The organism is Thermoleptolyngbya sp. C42_A2020_037 (assembly GCF_015272455.1).
Lineage (GTDB): Bacteria > Cyanobacteriota > Cyanobacteriia > Elainellales > Elainellaceae > Thermoleptolyngbya.
In genome coordinates, this window is sequence record NZ_JACYLP010000038.1 from 1 (window position 1) to 16501 (window position 16501).

The following is a 16501-nucleotide window of genomic DNA, read 5'->3' on the forward strand; positions in this document are numbered from 1 at the left end:
CTCTGTGGTGAATTCTGGAAGTAAACCACGGAGGCACGGAGGGCACGGAGAAAAAACCTCTGTGATCTCTGTGTCTCTGTGGTGAATTCTGGAAGTAAACCACGGAGGCACGGAGGGCACGGAGAAAAAACCTCTGTGATCTCTGTGTCTCTGTGGTGAATTCTAGGAGTAAACCACGGAGGCACGGAGCACACGGAGGAAAAACTCTGTGATCTCGGTGCCTCTGTGGTGAATTCTGGAAGTAAACCACGGAAGCACGGAGGACATGGAGATGGAGTTGGATGAAATATCGGGACAGGTGATTGGGGCAGCGATCGCCGTTCATCGGGAGTTGGGGCCAGGGTTACTGGAATCAGCGTATGAAGCGTGTTTGGTGCATGAATTGCGACAGCGGGGGGTTCAGATTGAGCAACAAATCCCGCAACCCGTTTTTTACAAAGGATTACAGTTAGAGTGTGGTTACCGTTTAGATCTCCTGGTGGAGAATCGGGTCATCGTAGAATTAAAAGCCGTTGAAACCCTTTTACCCATCCACGAAGCTCAGCTTTTGACCTACCTCAAACTGCGTCAACTCCGCCTTGGCCTCCTGATCAACTTCAACGTCCCCACCCTGAAAGACGGCATCAAACGCCTCCTCAACGGCTAACCCTCCGTGTCCTCTGTGTCTCTGTGGTTCCCTCTATGCCCCATCGCAAAAAACTCATCGAAGTCGCCCTGCCCCTAGAAGCCATCAACCTCGAATCGGCCCGCGAAAAATCCATCCGCCATGGGCACCCCAGCACCCTCCATCTGTGGTGGGCACGCCGCCCCCTAGCCGCCTGTCGCGCCGTCCTATGGGCATCGTTGGTGGATGATCCGAGTAGCTGGCCCGACAAGTTTCCGACGGAGGCAGACCAAAAGCAGGAACGGCAGCGGCTATTCAATATTTTGGGACGGATTGAGACGGAAACGGATAAGAAAGGGAATCAGAAGCAGGTTGTCCGAGGGCTGGTGTCGTGGGATGACGTGAATGATCCCAACTCTGGCGTACTAGAAGCAGCCCAACGGGAGATTGCCCGGTGTTTGGCGTGGGAACGGGGCGAGGAGCCACCCACAAAGCCAGATGCCGTGCGGGCCTATATTGCCAAGTATGCGCCACCCGTGTATGACCCGTTTGCCGGGGGCGGTTCGATTCCGTTGGAGGCGCAGCGCTTGGGGCTAGAAGCCCATGCCAGCGATTTGAATCCGGTGGCGGTGCTGATTAATAAGGCATTGATTGAGATTCCGCCAAGGTTTAAGGATCAGGTGCCAGTGAATCCAGAGGATCGGGCGAAGAAAAATATTTCATCCTGGCGAGGGGCGCAAGGACTGGCGGCAGATGTGCGGTTTTATGGGCAATGGATGCGGGAGCGGGCATTTGAGCGGATTGGGCATTTGTATCCGAAGGTGAGAATGAACCACGGAGACACGGAGGGCACAGAGGAGAATCTCCCTGAACTCCGTGCCTCTGTGGTGAATAAAAACCACGGAGACACGGAGGGCACAGAGGCGACGGTGATTGCGTGGTTGTGGGCAAGAACGGTCAAATGCCCAAACCCGGCCTGTGGCTGCCAGATGCCGTTGGTGCGGAGTTTCCAGCTTTCGACGAAGAAGGGGAAGGAGGCTTGGGTGGAGCCGGAGGTGATAAACCACAGAGACACAGAGGGATCTCTCCGTGAACTCCGTGCCTCTGTGGTGAGAATGAACCACGGAGACACAGAGGACACAGAGGAATCTCTCCGTGAACTCCGTGCCTCTGTGGTTCCCAAAATCCGGTTCGTCGTCAAATCAGGCCAGGGCAAAGCACCAGATCCACCCAAGACAGGACGAGGTGCGACTTTTAATTGCCTAGCCTGTGGACAGCCAGCAGGCGATAAGCACATCAAAGCGGAAGGCATGGCTGGTCGAATGGGTGCTCAGCTGATGGCGATCGTCGCTGAAGGCAAAAACGGCAGAATCTATTTATCACCCACACCTGAACAAGAAGAAATTGCTAGAAGTGCAGAACCAACCTGGTATCCCGATGGTCAGATTGGTGACGACCGCCGCTCAATGTTTACCCCGCTTTATGGATTAACTCACTTTCATCATCTCTTCACGCCGCGTCAATTGGTGGCCCTCACCACCTTCAGCGATTTGGTGGAGGAAGCACGGGAAAAGGCGACTCAGGATGCTATTGCCGCTGGCTTACCGGATGACAATGTGCCCTTGCATGAGGGCGGAACCGGGGCTAGGGCTTATGGAGATGCGATCGCGACTTATCTGGCGTTTGCTGTCGATCGACTAGCAGATAGATGCTCAACAATTTGTAGCTGGGATGTTGGATACGTAAAAGTTCGGAATACGTTTGGCAGGCAAGCTATCCCAATGACTTGGGATTTTGCCGAAGCTAATCCAATGAGTGATTCAACAGGCAACTTTAACGGTGCCATTGAATGGGTTGTCAAAGTCCTGGAAATAGCCCATCCACACGCCTACTCAAAAGTCACCCAACATGACGCAACCGCCCCTCACCCCAACGACACCACCCCCAAACTCATCTCCACCGACCCGCCCTATTACGACAACATCGGTTACGCAGACTTAGCAGATTTTTTCTATGTCTGGCTGCGGCGATCCCTTGGCTCTGTCTATCCCGATATTTTCAGCACACTCCTAGTCCCCAAAGCTCAAGAACTCGTTGCCACACCCTATCGCTTCGATGGCAGCAAACAAAAAGCTCAAGCATTCTTTGAAGAAGGACTCGGCAAAGCCTTCAATCGAATGCACGAAATCTCCCATGCCGATTATCCACTAACGGTTTACTACGCCTTCAAACAAGCAGAAACAGATCAAAAAGGCAAAAGTGAAGAATCCATCGCTTCGACCGGATGGGAAACTATGCTGGAAGGCTTAATCAAAGCTGATTTCACTATTGATGGCACCTGGCCTATGCACAGTGAACTGAGTAATCGCATGGTTGCATCCCTGACCTGAAAATCGTCATCCGCTACATCTAAAATGCGCAGTGAACTGAGTAATCGCATGGTTGCATCTGGCACCAATGCCCTCGCTTCCTCCATCGTCCTCGTCTGCCGCCCCCGCCCCAGCAACGCGCCCAAAATCACCCGTCGCCAATTCCTCAGCGAACTCAAACGCGAACTGCCAGCGGCGCTTAAACTCTTGCAGCAGGGCAACATTGCCCCCGTAGACCTTGCCCAAGCCAGCATTGGCCCCGGTATGATGGTCTATTCTCGCTATGCGGCAATCTTGGAGAGCGATGGGACGGCCCTGCCCGTTCGCACGGCGCTGCAATTGATTAACCAAATCCTCGATGAATACCTCACCGAACAAGAAGGTGAATTTGACAACGACACCCGTTGGGCACTCACCTGGTTCGAGCAGCACCAGTTTCACCCCGGCGACTATGGCACCGCCGAAACCCTCAGCAAAGCCCGCAATACAAGTGTGAGCGGCATGGTGGAGGCGGGCATTCTAGAAGCCAAGGCGGGCAAGGTGCGGCTGCTCAAACGCGAGGAGTTGCCCCCCGACTGGAACCCCACCACCGATCAACGAATGCCCCACTGGGAGATGATGCAATACCTGATTCGGGCACTGACCAACGAGGGGGAACAGGGTGCAGCAGCGCTGTTGGCGACCCTCTCGGCAACCCAGGGCGACGATGTAACCGTGTGCCGCGACCTCGCCTATCGGCTCTATAGCCTGTGCGATCGCAAGGGCTGGAGCCAAGAAGCCGTCGCCTACAATAGTCTCGTGGTGGCCTGGCCCGAAATCAGCCGCCTCGCCTCAGCCCTACACGCCAGCGACCCCGTGCAAACCCAACTGCTGTAGGTCTGGCCACTAGGGTGCAGGAAAACATCTAGGGTGCAGGAAAACATAAAGATCCAGAGAATACAAAGACATGGAGAGGAATCCAGCCTATGAACACCCAGTTAGTTGATTCCATTATTCAGGTGATTCGTTCTCTATCGCCTGAAGAGCAAGCTGCGTTGACGGAGAAACTGTTCTTTGACTGCGCCTACCCGTCTACTTTAGATATCCTCACCCTTGCTCTCAGAGGCAGTAGCTTCGATTTTCTCAACAGCGAACCTGACCTCTACACCTTAGAGGATGGAGAACCCATTCCATGTCTTTGAGTAAAGGGGACATTGTTCTGGTTCCGTTTCCCTTCACTGACCTCAGCCAAACGAAACTCCGACCTGCTGTCGTTCTTTGGGCAGATCCTCAAGGGCAAGATATCACCGTATGCTTCATCTCCTCGCAAAATCTAGAACGCACTACGCCAGACGAATTGTTACTTGAAACAAGCGACCCAGAATTTGCTCAAACCGGGCTTAAAGTGACCTCCAAAATCAGAGTGACTCGAATCGTTACCTTGGAGCGCCGTCTGCTACAGCGACGCTTAGGTCAGTTGGGTGCACGCCAGATAAACCATCTGAACCAAATCTTCATCCGAGCCTTTCGCCTTGACTTGTGAGCCTTCTGCCTCTTGGTATCATTTGCGCTTCCTCTTCCCAACAAAGACCCAAGCACACGCAGAAATCTCACGAAGAAGCCTAAAAATATCCCCCACACTAGATATCCCTCACACTCTACACAAGATCACCTATGGCCATTAGCAATCACGAACGAGTCGGTCGTGCCCTGAATCTGCTCCGGCAGGGCTTGTATCCCTTTGTGGAACGAGAGATGAAAGCCATTCATGGCGATCGCTGGTCTCTGGCGGCTTCAGTATTAGTAGCCTATTAAGGGACATAAAAATGATCCCTAATTCATGGCGATCGCTGGTCTCTGGCGGCTTCAGCCTGTCTCCCCGAAAGCTATGTGAAATCCAAAAGTGCCCAAGCTGTCCTTCAGGATGACGTTTCTGCGCTGCTGATCGTCCTGTGGGAAAAGTGGAATGACGTTTTTAAGCAAACGCTGGGAAGAGCAGAGCGCACGCTGGTAAGCGAGCTGCGCGAAACCCGTAATGAATGGGCACACAACACCAGCTTTTCTAGCGATGATGCCTACCGCGCCCTCGATAGCGTTGCTCGTCTATTGACGGCGATCGCCGCTCCTGAAGCCGCCGAAGTCGAAAAGCAAAAGCAAGAACTCCTCCGCATCCGCTTTGAAGAACAGGCTCGTCGCGAAACCCGTCGCGTCACGGTAGCGCCGACAGAAGGCCAACCCCAAGCAGGACTCAAGCCCTGGCGCGAAATCGTCACTCCCCACCCCGATGTGGCCTCAGGGCAGTTCCAACAAGCCGAATTTGCCGCCGACCTGTGGCAGGTATATCTCGACGAAGGCTCCGACGAATACCGCGACCCCAGTGAGTTCTATCGCCGCACCTTCCTGACGGATGGGTTGCAGCAATTGCTCAAAAATGCGCTGCTGCGCCTTAGCGGCAAAGGCGGCGACCCAGTGATTGAGCTACAAACCAACTTCGGTGGGGGCAAAACCCACGCCATGCTCGCCCTCTACCACTTGTGCCAAGCACTGAAAGTCAGCGACCTGCCGGGGATGGAACCCGTTTTTCAGGCTGCGGGCATCGGTGCGCTTCCCCAAAACGTGAGCGTAGCCGTGTTGGTGGGCAACAAGCTCCAGCCCAGCGGCATCGTGCCCTACAAGTCGGAACACCTCAGCCAAGGCCGCCCCAAAATCAATACTCTCTGGGGTGAACTGGCCTGGCAACTGGGCGGTGCCGAAGGCTATGAACTCATTCGCTCCGCCGACGAAACTTCAACAAATCCAGGCGATGCCCTGAAGACCCTGTTTAACCAGTATTCGCCCTGCTTGATTCTGATCGACGAATGGGTGTCCTACGCCCGCCAGTTGCACGAAACCAGCGACTTGGCTGGGGGCAGCTTTGATACGCAGTTTACCTTTGCTCAAACCCTGAGCGAATCGGCTAAGAATGCCAAAGACACGCTGCTGGTGGTCAGTATTCCCTCGTCGGATATCGAAATTGGGGGCGATCGCGGCAAAGAAGCCCTCGATCGGCTCAAAAATGCGATCGGTCGGGTGGAGTCGCCTTGGCGGCCTGCAAGTGCCGAAGAGAGTTTTGAAATTGTACGACGACGCTTGTTTCAACCCATCATCGACCCTGGCCTCTACGTGCAACGAGATGCCGTGGTCAAAGCCTGCATGGATCTGTATCGCACCCAGAGCCAAGAGTTTCCTAGCGAATGCAAAGAATCAGACTATGAACGACGCCTAAAAGCTGCCTATCCCATCCACCCCGAACTGTTCGATCGTCTCTATGGAGACTGGTCTACCCTCGACAAATTCCAGCGCACCCGTGGCGTGCTGCGCCTGATGGCCAAGGTCATCCACTGCCTCTGGGAACGCCATGACCAGAGCCTCATCATCCTGCCGGCCCACATCCCGATGGATGATCTGCAAGTGCAGTCGGAACTAACGCGCTATCTCGATGACCACTGGCAGCCCGTCATCGATAAAGATGTAGACGGGGCCAACTCCTTGCCCCTCGCCCTCGATCGCCAGTTTCCCAACCTGGGTCGCTATTCTGCCTGTCGCCGCGTGGCCCGCACCATCTACATGGGGTCTGCGCCTACCCTGCGAGCAGCCAACCGAGGCATTGACGATCGCCGCATTAAGCTAGGCTGCGTGCAACCGGGTGAAACTCCAGCTGTGTTTGGCGATGCCCTCCGCTACCTCACCGATCGCGCCACCTACCTGTATGTTGATGAGAGCAAGCGCTACTGGATTTCCACCCAGCCCAATATCAACCGCACGGCGCTAGAGCGAGCAGAGCAATTGCTGGGCGATCGCGATCCGGTTTGGGCAGAAATCATCCAGCGCCTCAAAGCTGACAAAAATCGTGGCGAATTTAGCGCAGTCCACGTCGCCCCCGACTCCACCGCCGATATTCCCGACGACCCAGACCAAGGCGTGCGGTTGGTGGTGCTGCATCCTCAGCATCCCCACAGCAAAGGCAGCCCCGACAGCCCCGCCCGTCAGTGGGTTGAAGATGCCCTAGCGCATCGGGGCAGCGGTCCTCGGTATTACAAAAACACCCTCCTCTTCCTTGCTCCCGACAAGGCTAAGATTGAAACCCTAGAACGGAGCACAGCCCAATACCTTGCTTGGAACGCCATCGTGCAGGAAAAAGAGTCCCTCAACCTCGACCCTGCCCAAACCCGACAGGCTGAATCAAAACTAAGCCAGGCCAAAGAAGCCGTTGCCGTCAGTTTGCGAGAAACCTATCAATGGCTCTTGGTGCCCCATCAGCCAGAGGCCCAAGGCCCCATTGAATGGGTATTTATATACCTGACGCACCAAACTTATTTCTTTCTAGGCGCATTAAATTTATAGAACTCGTGTACCATCTATCAACTTTGTTTGATATTTTGATGAATTTACAGCATATTTCTGTTTTCAACTTTAGTGAATCGGGAATCTTGAGTAAGCGATCGCCTTCATTTCAAAATTCATTTTAGATCCGCCAAAATCCTTATACAGCAAAGTTTTAGCAGATCTAATCAAAGTAAAGGCGATCGCCTCCAACCTCACGAGAGCGATTCCCGTGTCAAACGAACCCCGACTCGCGACCTTTGTTTCTTGCTGCAAACAACACTTTGCTCAGGGTGATGAGAAAAGTGAATCCCAATCGTTTCTAAACGAATTCTTTAGAGCCTTTGGATACGAAAGTGCCAAACATGCCGGGGCAGAGTTTGAATATCGGGTAGACCGTGGCGGCGAAAAAGGGCACAAGGGCTATGCGGATCTCGTATGGAAGCCGCGCCTATTGGTTGAGATGAAATCTAGGGGCGCGAACCTCAAGCAACACTATGACCAGCTTGAACGCTACTGGATGAGGCTTGCGCCAAAACCCAAATACTCAATCCTGAGCAACTTTGATGAGTTCTGGATCTTTGACTTCAACAACCAAGTTGATGCTCCGGTTGATGTCGTCAGGCTAGAGGAATTGCCCAATCGGGCAAGTGCCTTTGGCTTCATGTATCCAGATGAGAAGCCGCCTGTCTTTCAAAACAATCAGGTCGAGATCACAGAGCGCAACGCTCAACTGATGGGGCAACTCTACCGAGACCTGAGCGATAGAGCCAAAAAGACAAACCATCTTGACTTTGATGAACAGGCAGCCCAGCGGTTTGTGTTGCAGTGTGTCTTGGCGATGTTTGCTGAAGACCGGGGCTTATTGCCTCGCGACATGTTTGTTTCGTGCCTAGAGGACTGCATCCAGCGCAAAGGCAGTTCCTACGACATCCTGGGTGGCTTGTTCAACGCGATGAACCAGCGGGGCATCGTTCCGGCGGGTCGCTATCGTGGCGTTGACTATTTCAACGGTGGACTATTCGCCAAAATCCACCCGATTGAGTTTAGTCCAGAAGATCTCAAGCTTTTGGAAGACTGCGCCAAACAACGATGGGATCTGGTTCGTCCTTCCATCTTTGGCAGCATCTTTGAGTCTGCGATTGACCCGGTAAAACGCCATGCCCACGGGGTGCATTTCACCTCCGAAGCTGACATCCGGCAAATCGTCATCCCGACCATCACGGAACCGTGGGAAGACCTGATTGCTGAAGCCAACACCAAAAAAGAGCTAAACATCCTGCATCGCAAGCTGAGAGATTACAAAGTGCTGGATGCCGCCTGTGGGGCGGGAAACTTCCTGTATGTGGCGTATCAGGAACTTAAGAAAATAGAACTGCGGCTATTGGACAAGCTCAGTCGCTACCAAACGGCTGACGATAAGCAGCTTTCCATCAGCTTCGTAACGCCAAACCAATTCTACGGGATGGACATCAACCCATTTGCCGTAGAGCTGGCACGAGTCACCATGATGATCGCCCGCAAGATCGCGATCGACCATTTGGAGCTGATTGAACCTGCGCTACCGCTCGACAGCCTGGACAACAACATCGTCTGCCAGGATGCGCTGTTTGAGGAGTGGATCAAGGCAGACGCTATTATTGGAAATCCGCCGTTTTTGGGTGGAAAACATCTGCGAACCACCCTTGGAGATCAATACATCGACCGTGTATTCGGGCAATTTCCAGATGTTAAAGATTCGGTTGATTTCTGCGCCTATTGGTTTCGCAAGGCACACGACAATTTAGCGCCAGACGGGCGGGCGGGATTGGTCGCGACCAACTCCATTGGTCAAGGGAAGAGCCGGGTGGCGGCGCTGGATTACATCACGGCGCGGGGCGGTCACATCCACACGGCTGTCTCATCCCAGCCGTGGTCAGGCGAGTCCAACGTCCACGTCAGCATTGTGAACTGGAGCAAACAGCCGCCCAAGCGCTATCGGCTGGATCACGAAACCGTTCCATCCATCAACTCATCCCTCAAGTCCACGGTAGACACGACGAAAGCGGCGCGGCTGAAAGCAAATCTAGACACTTGCTTCCAGGGAGTCATTCCGGTGGGGAAGGGCTTTTTGGTAACGGCACAGCAGGCGATAGACTGGATCAAGCAAGATGCCACCAACGGCGACGTTTTGAAGCGATTTTCCATGGGGGCAAACCTGGCACAAAACCCGCATGGCGTACCGGAACGGTGGATCATTGACTTTAACGATATGGCGATTGAGGAGGCGAGTGAATATCGGTTGCCCTTCGAGCATGTGAAGCGGTATGTGAAGCCGGAACGGCAGCAGAATCGTAGACCTGTGAGAAAAGAGAATTGGTGGAAGTTGGGCGAAAATGCTCCCAAAATGCGAAAGGCTTTGGCGAATTTAGATTACTCTTATGCAGTTCCACGAGTTTCTAAATGGGCGATATTCATCCACTTCAATAAGAATTGGTTAGCTGGAGACAAATCAGTCGTGGTTGCATCCAAAGATCTCTACGTTTTGGGAATCTTGACCTCTAGCGTTCACCGCGCCTGGATGCACAGCCAAAAATCGACCCTCAAGGCTGACATTGCCTACACGCACAACACCTGTTTTGAAACGTTTCCGTTTCCTCAATCGCTGGCTCCATCAATTGTGAGTAAGATCCGCAGCGTTATGACGGAGCTGCATGACTATCGAACCAAGCAGATGGACAAGCATCAATGGGGCATCACGAAGCTCTACAACGCATTTTTTGAGGAACCCGGCAGCAAGCTATGTTGCCTGCATCGCAAGCTAGATGCCCTCGTGATGCAAGCCTATGGGTTTGGGCGGACAGATGAGGTGTTGGCGGGGTTGCTGTCGCTGAATCTGGAGCTAGCCGCTAGGGAGCGCGATGGGGAGGCGGTTGTGGGCGCGTGGGCACCCGCCACGCTTTGCTCGTCTGTGCAGACCCCTTACAATGGGGCCAGCAGCATTGCGGTGGCGTGACGATATGGCTCGTAAGAAGCGAAAAGTGGCCAAGGCGGTGGATTCGTCTGAAAGCGTTGTCCGGTTTGACCAGGCGGTGGGGCGGCTCTTTCGGGTGCCGATCCAGGAGGTGAGGGAACTGGAGGCGGAGCGGAGGCGGATGAAGCCTGAGTCGGATCAGCCGAAGCCCTAATTGTTTTGCTGATGCTGGCGGTCACGACACTGGCGATCAATGTGCTGATCGCCAGTGTCGCGGGGATCTAGAGGGGGCTATGCCCTACGCTTTGCGGATGAGCTTCCGGTAGGTGATGCGGCGACCCTGGATGCCTTCTAGTGCTTTGTTGAAGCGCTCTCCATCCTTCGCCTTACGATTGTTGAACCGAAACACCTGTTCTTCGACATAGCGGAACAAATGCTCTGGCTCAACCGCGACGTAGGTTCCCTTGAGGCTGCGTTTCAGCAGTGTCCAGAAATTCTCAATCCGATTGGTGCTGACGTTGCCCCGGACATACTCAATCGCATGGTCAACGATCCGATGGATATATTGCTCGTCTAAACCCTGATAGCCCGAATGACCATCGGTGTAGAGATGCGTGATGTAGTCCTTCACAGACCCTTCCGTGACGGGTGAAACCGCTTCTTTCACCTCACGGTGTAGCGTTTCCCGGCTGGTGTCAGGAATGACCTTCGCGACAACGTTTCCGCCCCGTTCAATCAACCCCAGCACGATTGCCTTACCAGATGTCCCACGCCCTCGGATCTTTTGCTTGCGCTTCGCTTCATGCATGTTCTCAGCTTTGCCACCCACGTAGGTTTCATCCGCTTCAACTTCACCCGACAGTTTCTCAAACGTTCCGGTCTGCATCGCCAGTCGAATCCGATGCAGCAAAAACCATGCGGTCTTTTGGGTGATGCCTAGCGACCTTGCGATCTCACAAGAGCTGATTCCATTTTTGGCATTGACGATCAGCCAGATGGCAGCCAGCCACTTATCCAACCCCAACGGGCTATCCTCCATGATGGTGCCAACCTTCACGGAAAACTGCTTACGACAATCGCGATGCTTGCATTTCCATACCCGACGGGTCGTGATGAACCCAACGCGATCTGATCCGCAGTGAGGGCAAATTGGGGAATTCCCCCACCGCTTTTGAGCAACATACTGAAGGCAGTTATCAGGATCAGCAAAATACTGAATCGCTTCTTGCAGCGTCTTGATGGATTGCAGCACATCGCTCATGATCTAGCCCTCCGCCGCTTCCATCAGTTTTTTGCCTTTCGCGATATAGCCTGCGATTTCTTTGCGGATCACATCACTCATGGTCGTGCTGTTCGCTGCACACCAGGCATCAAAAGCAGCCTTTTCATCCGGTTCAATCGCCACCTGAATGTATTCACTTTTTCGGCGCTCTAGCTTTCGTCTCGGCATACATCATCCTCATCCATGCCCTCATCATAACCATAACTATCATGATAAAAATTAGTGCATTCACCGAACTGTTCATGATAGTTATCATGACATAATAAGAGCATGAGGGACACAAATTCTACCCCTCATCAGGAGGTGAGATACATGACCCAATCTGGAGAAAAAGGCAATGGCAAGAAACCCGATATCGACCCCAACGATATGACGGTCTTCGAGCCTGTCTTTGCTTCGGAAGAGGATGTCGAGCCGATTGGTTGGTGGAAAACCGACCCAGATCAAGAGGATGGGGAATTCATTCTCGATCCATCATCTGAACTGGATGACTCGGATGACTCCCCAAACCCTAACTAGCACCTAGCTAGACAGCCCCCAAGCCCACCTTGGGGGTTCCTGCTTTATTCTAGTGTTGTCCACATGGAGAATCCAAATGTCTGATTCAGCCATTATTCACCCGGACTACATCCGCATTGTGGAACGAAAACCCAATGGATGGTTGATTAAAACCGGAACTCTGTTTTACAAGCGGTTGGCGGTCAATTTTCAGGATCTTGAGCTGCTCTATGGCGTATCCAAAGAAGAGATGCTTGCCCAATTGTCTCGACTGAATCAAGGCAAACAGGGCTTCTATTTAGCTGATTTGCGCCATCGGCAATATCGCTATTGTGGCGTTTCTTCCGATAGTATTAAGCCTGTTTTGAGGGAGCTTGGAATTGGACGAATTGACCCAAGGGAGAATTGAGAGCAATTATTTGTAGAAGCGGAAAAAGATACTCGCCTCAGTTTGGTGTGTTAGGTATATAAATACCATTGAATGGAAGGAAGCTCGGCTACAGGGCCAAGACTTTCCCATTTTGCAGGCCAGCCGCAAAGCGATCAACGAACAAGACTTGCTGACAACCTATGCGCCCACCAATCTGCGGCTCGAAGCGCTAGACCCCTTGCTTTGGCGCGAGGCCAATCACATCGACCTGAAGCGCCTATGGAACTATTTGACCCAATACCCATACCTACCGCGCCTAAAAGATACGTCTGTCTTGCTAGAGTCCGTTCGCAACGGCGTCGCCTCAACCGCTTGGGCAGACAGTTTTGCCTACGCCGAAGGATTCGACGAAACCAAGGGTAAATATCTCGGGCTGAGCATTGCCACAGGCATTACCCCCACCATTAGCTTCCAAAGCTTACTCGTGAAGCCAGAGATTGCCCAAAAGCAGTTGGATGAGGTGCAGCCTCCTGAACCAAAACCAATTCCGCTTGAACCAGATGGGCCAGTTGGCGGAATCTCTCCACCCAAGCCCGAACCAAGCCCTTTCCCACTTACTCCCAAAACGAGCAGGTTTTACGGAAGTGTGCAGCTTGCCCCCCTGCGGATCAATCGAGATGTCTCAGCGATCGCCGATGAAGTCATTCGCCATCTGGCTGCTTTGAATGGAGCGCAGGTCAAAATCACACTCGAAGTAGAAGCGAATTTTCCAGAAGGGGCCACAGATGAAGTGACTCGCACAGTTACGGAAAATTGTCGCACGCTGAAGTTTACCAGCTATGAGTTTGAAGCAGAGTAGCTGAGCGCTGAGCTAGTGATGTCAATCCTTCAAACTGCCACGACAAATCTATCTGTCGTCCTAGTTTGGCGATCGCCCTACATCTATCCACGTCTATCTACCCTATCTACATCTATATCGACTATATCGACATCGACTCGATTGTGTCCTTTATCCGCCAGTTTGTTCGATAAACCGGAGTTTTAGGAGAGCGATCGCTCTAGCGAGACAAGCAACTGCCGCAGGAGCCGAATTAGTGTTTCGCACTCCTGCTCTGGGGCAAACTGCGCCAGTAATGCCTGCTCTTTTTCAAACAGCACGGGCATCACCTGATCAGAGAGCTGGATGCCCTTGTCGGTGAGTTGGACAATCACACCCCGGCGATCGCCCGGATCGCGCAGCCGTGTCACAATGCCGTCTTGCTCTAGCCGATCGATGCGGTTGGTGACTGCGCCAGACGACAGCATCAGCAGGCTGTATAAATCCGTCGGCTTGAGCTGGTAGGGCGGCCCCTGTCGGCGTAATGTGGCCAGCACGTCAAATGACCATACGTTTAGCCCATAGTCTGCCAGCACCGTTTCTCGGTGTTTCTCTAGCAGGCGGGCAATTCGCAGCACGCGCCCTACCACGGCCAGCGGCGCGGCATTAAGCTGGGGCGCTTCTCGCTGCCACTGCCTCAGAATGTGATCAAGACGGTCTTGCTCCATCCTGCAACTTTATCTCGATATTGAGAATCTTAACCCGCAATCCTGCATGAAAAAACCGACGGACTGAAATCCTGCAACCCGGCCTGGCGCAGCGCGATAAATGAGATTGCCGGAAGCCCCGCAGACGCTGGACTGGCAACCCCAAATCACCAATCCCAAATCGCCAATCCAAAATCAACAGCACAGCGCCCCTGATTGTAAATGATTGTCAATGCGCTAACGCTGCACTGGATCGACTACGATTTCAACGCCTTGCGTGGGGCTGCCGTTGGTGATAACGCTGGTGCGCGTAGTGTTGATAAACCGCAACTGCCCGTCTACTGTGATTCGCGCCTGCACCGCGTAGGTGTAGCGGCTGTCGATCTGCGCTGGGTCGTAGGGTAGCTCGAAGGCAAAAGGCACCTGGCGGCCGCCAGCTTCAATCGTTTGCGTGGCCAGGATGCGGGCAGGTGCGTCAGCACGGCTGACATCCGCCAGCGATACTTCGATCAGCGCGTTGGGTGGCAGGGCGATTCGCGGCAGATAAGTAACCGTACCCGTGACGAGCGATGACGTTTGCAACATACCGTTTACCGTGAGCGATTGAGTTCCTGAGTGGCCGCGATAGACCTGCACCGAGGGCGTGCCTTCGTGGGCATAAGTTGTACCGTTTGCATCAGGCGTAGCAGTCGTGGGAACGCCATTTAGCGTCAATTGTCCTGTTTGCCGGTTGAACAGATTCATTAGCATCGCGCCATTGCGACTAAACAGGCGCACGGCGTAGCCCGGCGTTTGGAAGAAGGAAAGCGTGGAGCCGTCGGGGAGCGTCGATGCGCCTGGGGGGGCAGGCAGTGTTTCCCCAGAGGGCGGCACTTGCACTACGGAACCGTCGATAACGCGATAAAACTGCGTGACTTCCTGCGTCGGACAGCACTGGGGATCGTTGGGGCCTTGAATAATCATGTTGACGCTGATTAGCCCGTCGTCCAGAATGCGGACGCTGTTGACCTGGATGCGATCGCCCAGCCCCGCTAGCATCGGCGACTCGATCGCCCCGTCCAGGTTCAGCAGTGGCGCGAGGTAAACGAAAATGCCGGAGCCGCCCGTATTCACTGCCATGATCATCACGGCATCTTGCTGGCCGTTGCCATCCAGGTCGCCAAATGCGATTTGTCCCTGCTGCCGAGACAGCACAGCATTCAGCCGCCGATTGGGATCTTCAAACTGCCCATTTTCAAAAGTAATCACGCCGATCTGGGGCTGTTCGCCCAGGGTGGGGACGCTGTAGCTGGCGTTGAGGGCGATATTGAGGCGATCGCACCAGGCCCGTTTTTCTGGCGTAAACACTTCGCGGGTCAGGCAGTTATACCACGCTTCGCCGGCCTGGGCCAGCCTCGCCCTCGGCAGCGCCCCCGCAACGCCCTGACCAAGCAGCATCACGCCCAACCCCACACCCGCCCATCGGGAAAACACAGTCTTCTTCATCGTTAAATCCATACATTAAGTAACCCGGCATTCATCAACAGGTCAACCTAAGGTCAAACCAAGATTGACTCACTTTTGAACGATAACAGGGAATTTTCTGCGGATAACCAGAAGTTTCCGTTTTTGCAACGCCTAGCGATGTCAATTTTCGAGTTTGGATTGGCGAGTTTGGATTGCCAATCGAGCTTCTGCGAGGCTTCCAGTCCTTTCATTCAAAGCGTCCTTCAGGAGAATGGGAGACGAGAAGGCATCGGGAAAGGCTGCTTTTCGAGCTTGACCTCGAATCTTTTTTCAGAAATTACTCTAGCGAAAGCGTCGGATGAGGTCTGAAAGCAGCCAATACAGGATGGAAATGTTTGTAACAAAACTTCCCAGCCTGACGGCTATATCTGCTAAGTTGAAAATAGGAAGCGGGGGCGATCGCCAATCTAAGTAGATCGCAATGTCGCCGTATAAAATTTGCTCGACGGTGTTGCTGATTCCCCCGGCTAGTAGTAGTCCCAATCCCACTTGCAGGGGCAGAATCATCTCTTTCCTAAATCTGCTAAATAGCAGTGTTGCGACAGCAATGATTCCCATTAACATCAGTCGTAACCAGAGTGTCCAGGAAGTCAAGTTTGAATCAAAAAATGAGAAGGCAGCACCAGGATTTTTCAGATAAGTGAGGTGAAAGATTCTCGGTATGAGCGGCAGGGTTTTGGATAGAAGCTGTTCCTCAAAAGCTTTGCGTATGAGGACTTGCATTAGAAACCCCAGCACGCCGCCAGCCAGCCCAATGATCCAGACCCAGCAATTTCTAGTCCTAGTTTCTGTCATAAACGTTTTTGCCCGCAGTCTCCGCCAGGGTCGATTGATACATAAGTTTTAATTCATGGTTTTAATACATGGTTTTAATACATGAGGTCGAGGTTGCGGATTGATGCACTGATTTTAGTTTTCATGCTGCCCAGTCTTTTTGCCCCAGTCTTTTTGTTAGATCCAGACGAGTTTGGGGTTTGAAATTTCTGGCTGACGACAGATTGCTGGTTGACTGACAAAAATTGACTTTAAGAGCCGGAATACCCTGCTGCGAGGT

The 16501-nt window shown here is 53.2% G+C and carries 13 protein-coding genes and 2 pseudogenes; 10 read left to right on the top strand and 5 right to left on the bottom strand.

What is annotated here, in order from left to right; genetic code table 11:
* Positions 1–271 precede the first annotated feature (271 nt).
* The 7 genes and pseudogenes from IGS16_RS12515 to IGS16_RS12555 all read left to right on the top strand — a co-directional run bounded on the left by IGS16_RS12515 (position 272) and on the right by IGS16_RS12555 (position 10481).
* The gene (locus IGS16_RS12515) at positions 272–646 is read left to right on the top strand and encodes a GxxExxY protein (RefSeq protein WP_297085889.1); all 375 of its coding nucleotides are present in this window, start codon (positions 272–274) and stop codon (positions 644–646) included.
* A gap of 35 nt (positions 647–681) precedes the next feature.
* Positions 682–3849: pseudogene (locus tag IGS16_RS12520) on the top strand (DUF1156 domain-containing protein).
* 89 nt (positions 3850–3938) lie between these two features.
* Positions 3939–4154 (top strand): hypothetical protein, encoded by a 216-nt coding sequence (locus IGS16_RS12530; RefSeq protein WP_297085895.1) that lies wholly within the window; start codon positions 3939–3941, stop codon positions 4152–4154.
* Positions 4145–4495: a type II toxin-antitoxin system PemK/MazF family toxin gene (locus IGS16_RS12535; protein WP_297085896.1), complete on the top strand. Its 351-nt coding sequence runs from the start codon at positions 4145–4147 to the stop codon at positions 4493–4495. Before IGS16_RS12530 ends, IGS16_RS12535 begins: the two co-directional genes overlap by 10 nt.
* Before the next feature lie 131 nt (positions 4496–4626).
* Positions 4627–7263: pseudogene (locus tag IGS16_RS12545) on the top strand (Swt1 family HEPN domain-containing protein); the annotation flags it as partial.
* 283 nt (positions 7264–7546) lie between these two features.
* The gene (locus tag IGS16_RS12550) at positions 7547–10309 is read left to right on the top strand and encodes a DNA methyltransferase (protein WP_297085897.1); all 2763 of its coding nucleotides are present in this window, start codon (positions 7547–7549) and stop codon (positions 10307–10309) included.
* Positions 10310–10313: 4 nt separating this feature from the next.
* Positions 10314–10481: a hypothetical protein gene (locus IGS16_RS12555; protein WP_297085898.1), complete on the top strand. Its 168-nt coding sequence runs from the start codon at positions 10314–10316 to the stop codon at positions 10479–10481.
* 84 nt (positions 10482–10565) lie between these two features.
* Here IGS16_RS12555 and IGS16_RS12560 read toward each other — a convergent pair whose 3' ends face one another.
* Together IGS16_RS12560 and IGS16_RS12565 are read right to left on the bottom strand one after the other, a co-directional pair.
* Positions 10566–11528, bottom strand: a complete 963-nt coding sequence (locus tag IGS16_RS12560; RefSeq protein ID WP_297085899.1) for an IS1595 family transposase — start codon at positions 11526–11528, stop codon at positions 10566–10568.
* Positions 11529–11531: 3 nt separating this feature from the next.
* On the bottom strand, positions 11532–11717 hold the full coding sequence (locus tag IGS16_RS12565) for a hypothetical protein (RefSeq protein WP_297085900.1): 186 nt from the start codon (positions 11715–11717) through the stop codon (positions 11532–11534).
* Positions 11718–11861: 144 nt separating this feature from the next.
* Between IGS16_RS12565 and IGS16_RS12570 the strand changes: the two genes are divergently transcribed.
* The 3 genes from IGS16_RS12570 (at position 11862) to IGS16_RS12580 (ending at position 13276) form a co-directional block, all read left to right on the top strand.
* A complete protein-coding gene (locus IGS16_RS12570; protein WP_297085902.1) occupies positions 11862–12068 on the top strand; it encodes a hypothetical protein in 207 nt (68 codons plus the stop codon).
* A gap of 76 nt (positions 12069–12144) precedes the next feature.
* A complete protein-coding gene (locus IGS16_RS12575; RefSeq protein WP_297085903.1) occupies positions 12145–12456 on the top strand; it encodes a hypothetical protein in 312 nt (103 codons plus the stop codon).
* Between the two features lie 112 nt (positions 12457–12568).
* The gene (locus tag IGS16_RS12580) at positions 12569–13276 is read left to right on the top strand and encodes a hypothetical protein (RefSeq protein ID WP_297085905.1); all 708 of its coding nucleotides are present in this window, start codon (positions 12569–12571) and stop codon (positions 13274–13276) included.
* Positions 13277–13458: 182 nt separating this feature from the next.
* Here the strand turns inward: IGS16_RS12580 and IGS16_RS12585 are convergent, their stop codons facing one another.
* The 3 genes from IGS16_RS12585 to IGS16_RS12595 form a co-directional block, all read right to left on the bottom strand.
* Positions 13459–13962, bottom strand: a complete 504-nt coding sequence (locus IGS16_RS12585; protein WP_297085906.1) for a MarR family winged helix-turn-helix transcriptional regulator — start codon at positions 13960–13962, stop codon at positions 13459–13461.
* Between the two features lie 216 nt (positions 13963–14178).
* Entirely contained in the window at positions 14179–15426 is a 1248-nt protein-coding gene (locus tag IGS16_RS12590) for a YbaY family lipoprotein (protein ID WP_297085908.1), read from the bottom strand.
* Positions 15427–15729: 303 nt separating this feature from the next.
* A complete protein-coding gene (locus tag IGS16_RS12595; protein ID WP_297085910.1) occupies positions 15730–16242 on the bottom strand; it encodes a signal peptidase II in 513 nt (170 codons plus the stop codon).
* Positions 16243–16501 lie beyond the last annotated feature (259 nt).

Coding starts and splice junctions, on each gene's coding strand:
- IGS16_RS12515 (WP_297085889.1), top strand. CDS start 272: ATGGAGTTGGATGAAATATCGGGACAGGTGATTGGGGCAGCGATCGCC.
- IGS16_RS12530 (WP_297085895.1), top strand. CDS start 3,939: ATGAACACCCAGTTAGTTGATTCCATTATTCAGGTGATTCGTTCTCTA.
- IGS16_RS12535 (WP_297085896.1), top strand. CDS start 4,145: ATGTCTTTGAGTAAAGGGGACATTGTTCTGGTTCCGTTTCCCTTCACT.
- IGS16_RS12555 (WP_297085898.1), top strand. CDS start 10,314: ATGGCTCGTAAGAAGCGAAAAGTGGCCAAGGCGGTGGATTCGTCTGAA.
- IGS16_RS12560 (WP_297085899.1), bottom strand. CDS start 11,528: ATGAGCGATGTGCTGCAATCCATCAAGACGCTGCAAGAAGCGATTCAG.
- IGS16_RS12565 (WP_297085900.1), bottom strand. CDS start 11,717: ATGCCGAGACGAAAGCTAGAGCGCCGAAAAAGTGAATACATTCAGGTG.
- IGS16_RS12570 (WP_297085902.1), top strand. CDS start 11,862: ATGACCCAATCTGGAGAAAAAGGCAATGGCAAGAAACCCGATATCGAC.
- IGS16_RS12575 (WP_297085903.1), top strand. CDS start 12,145: ATGTCTGATTCAGCCATTATTCACCCGGACTACATCCGCATTGTGGAA.
- IGS16_RS12585 (WP_297085906.1), bottom strand. CDS start 13,962: ATGGAGCAAGACCGTCTTGATCACATTCTGAGGCAGTGGCAGCGAGAA.
- IGS16_RS12590 (WP_297085908.1), bottom strand. CDS start 15,426: ATGAAGAAGACTGTGTTTTCCCGATGGGCGGGTGTGGGGTTGGGCGTG.
- IGS16_RS12595 (WP_297085910.1), bottom strand. CDS start 16,242: ATGACAGAAACTAGGACTAGAAATTGCTGGGTCTGGATCATTGGGCTG.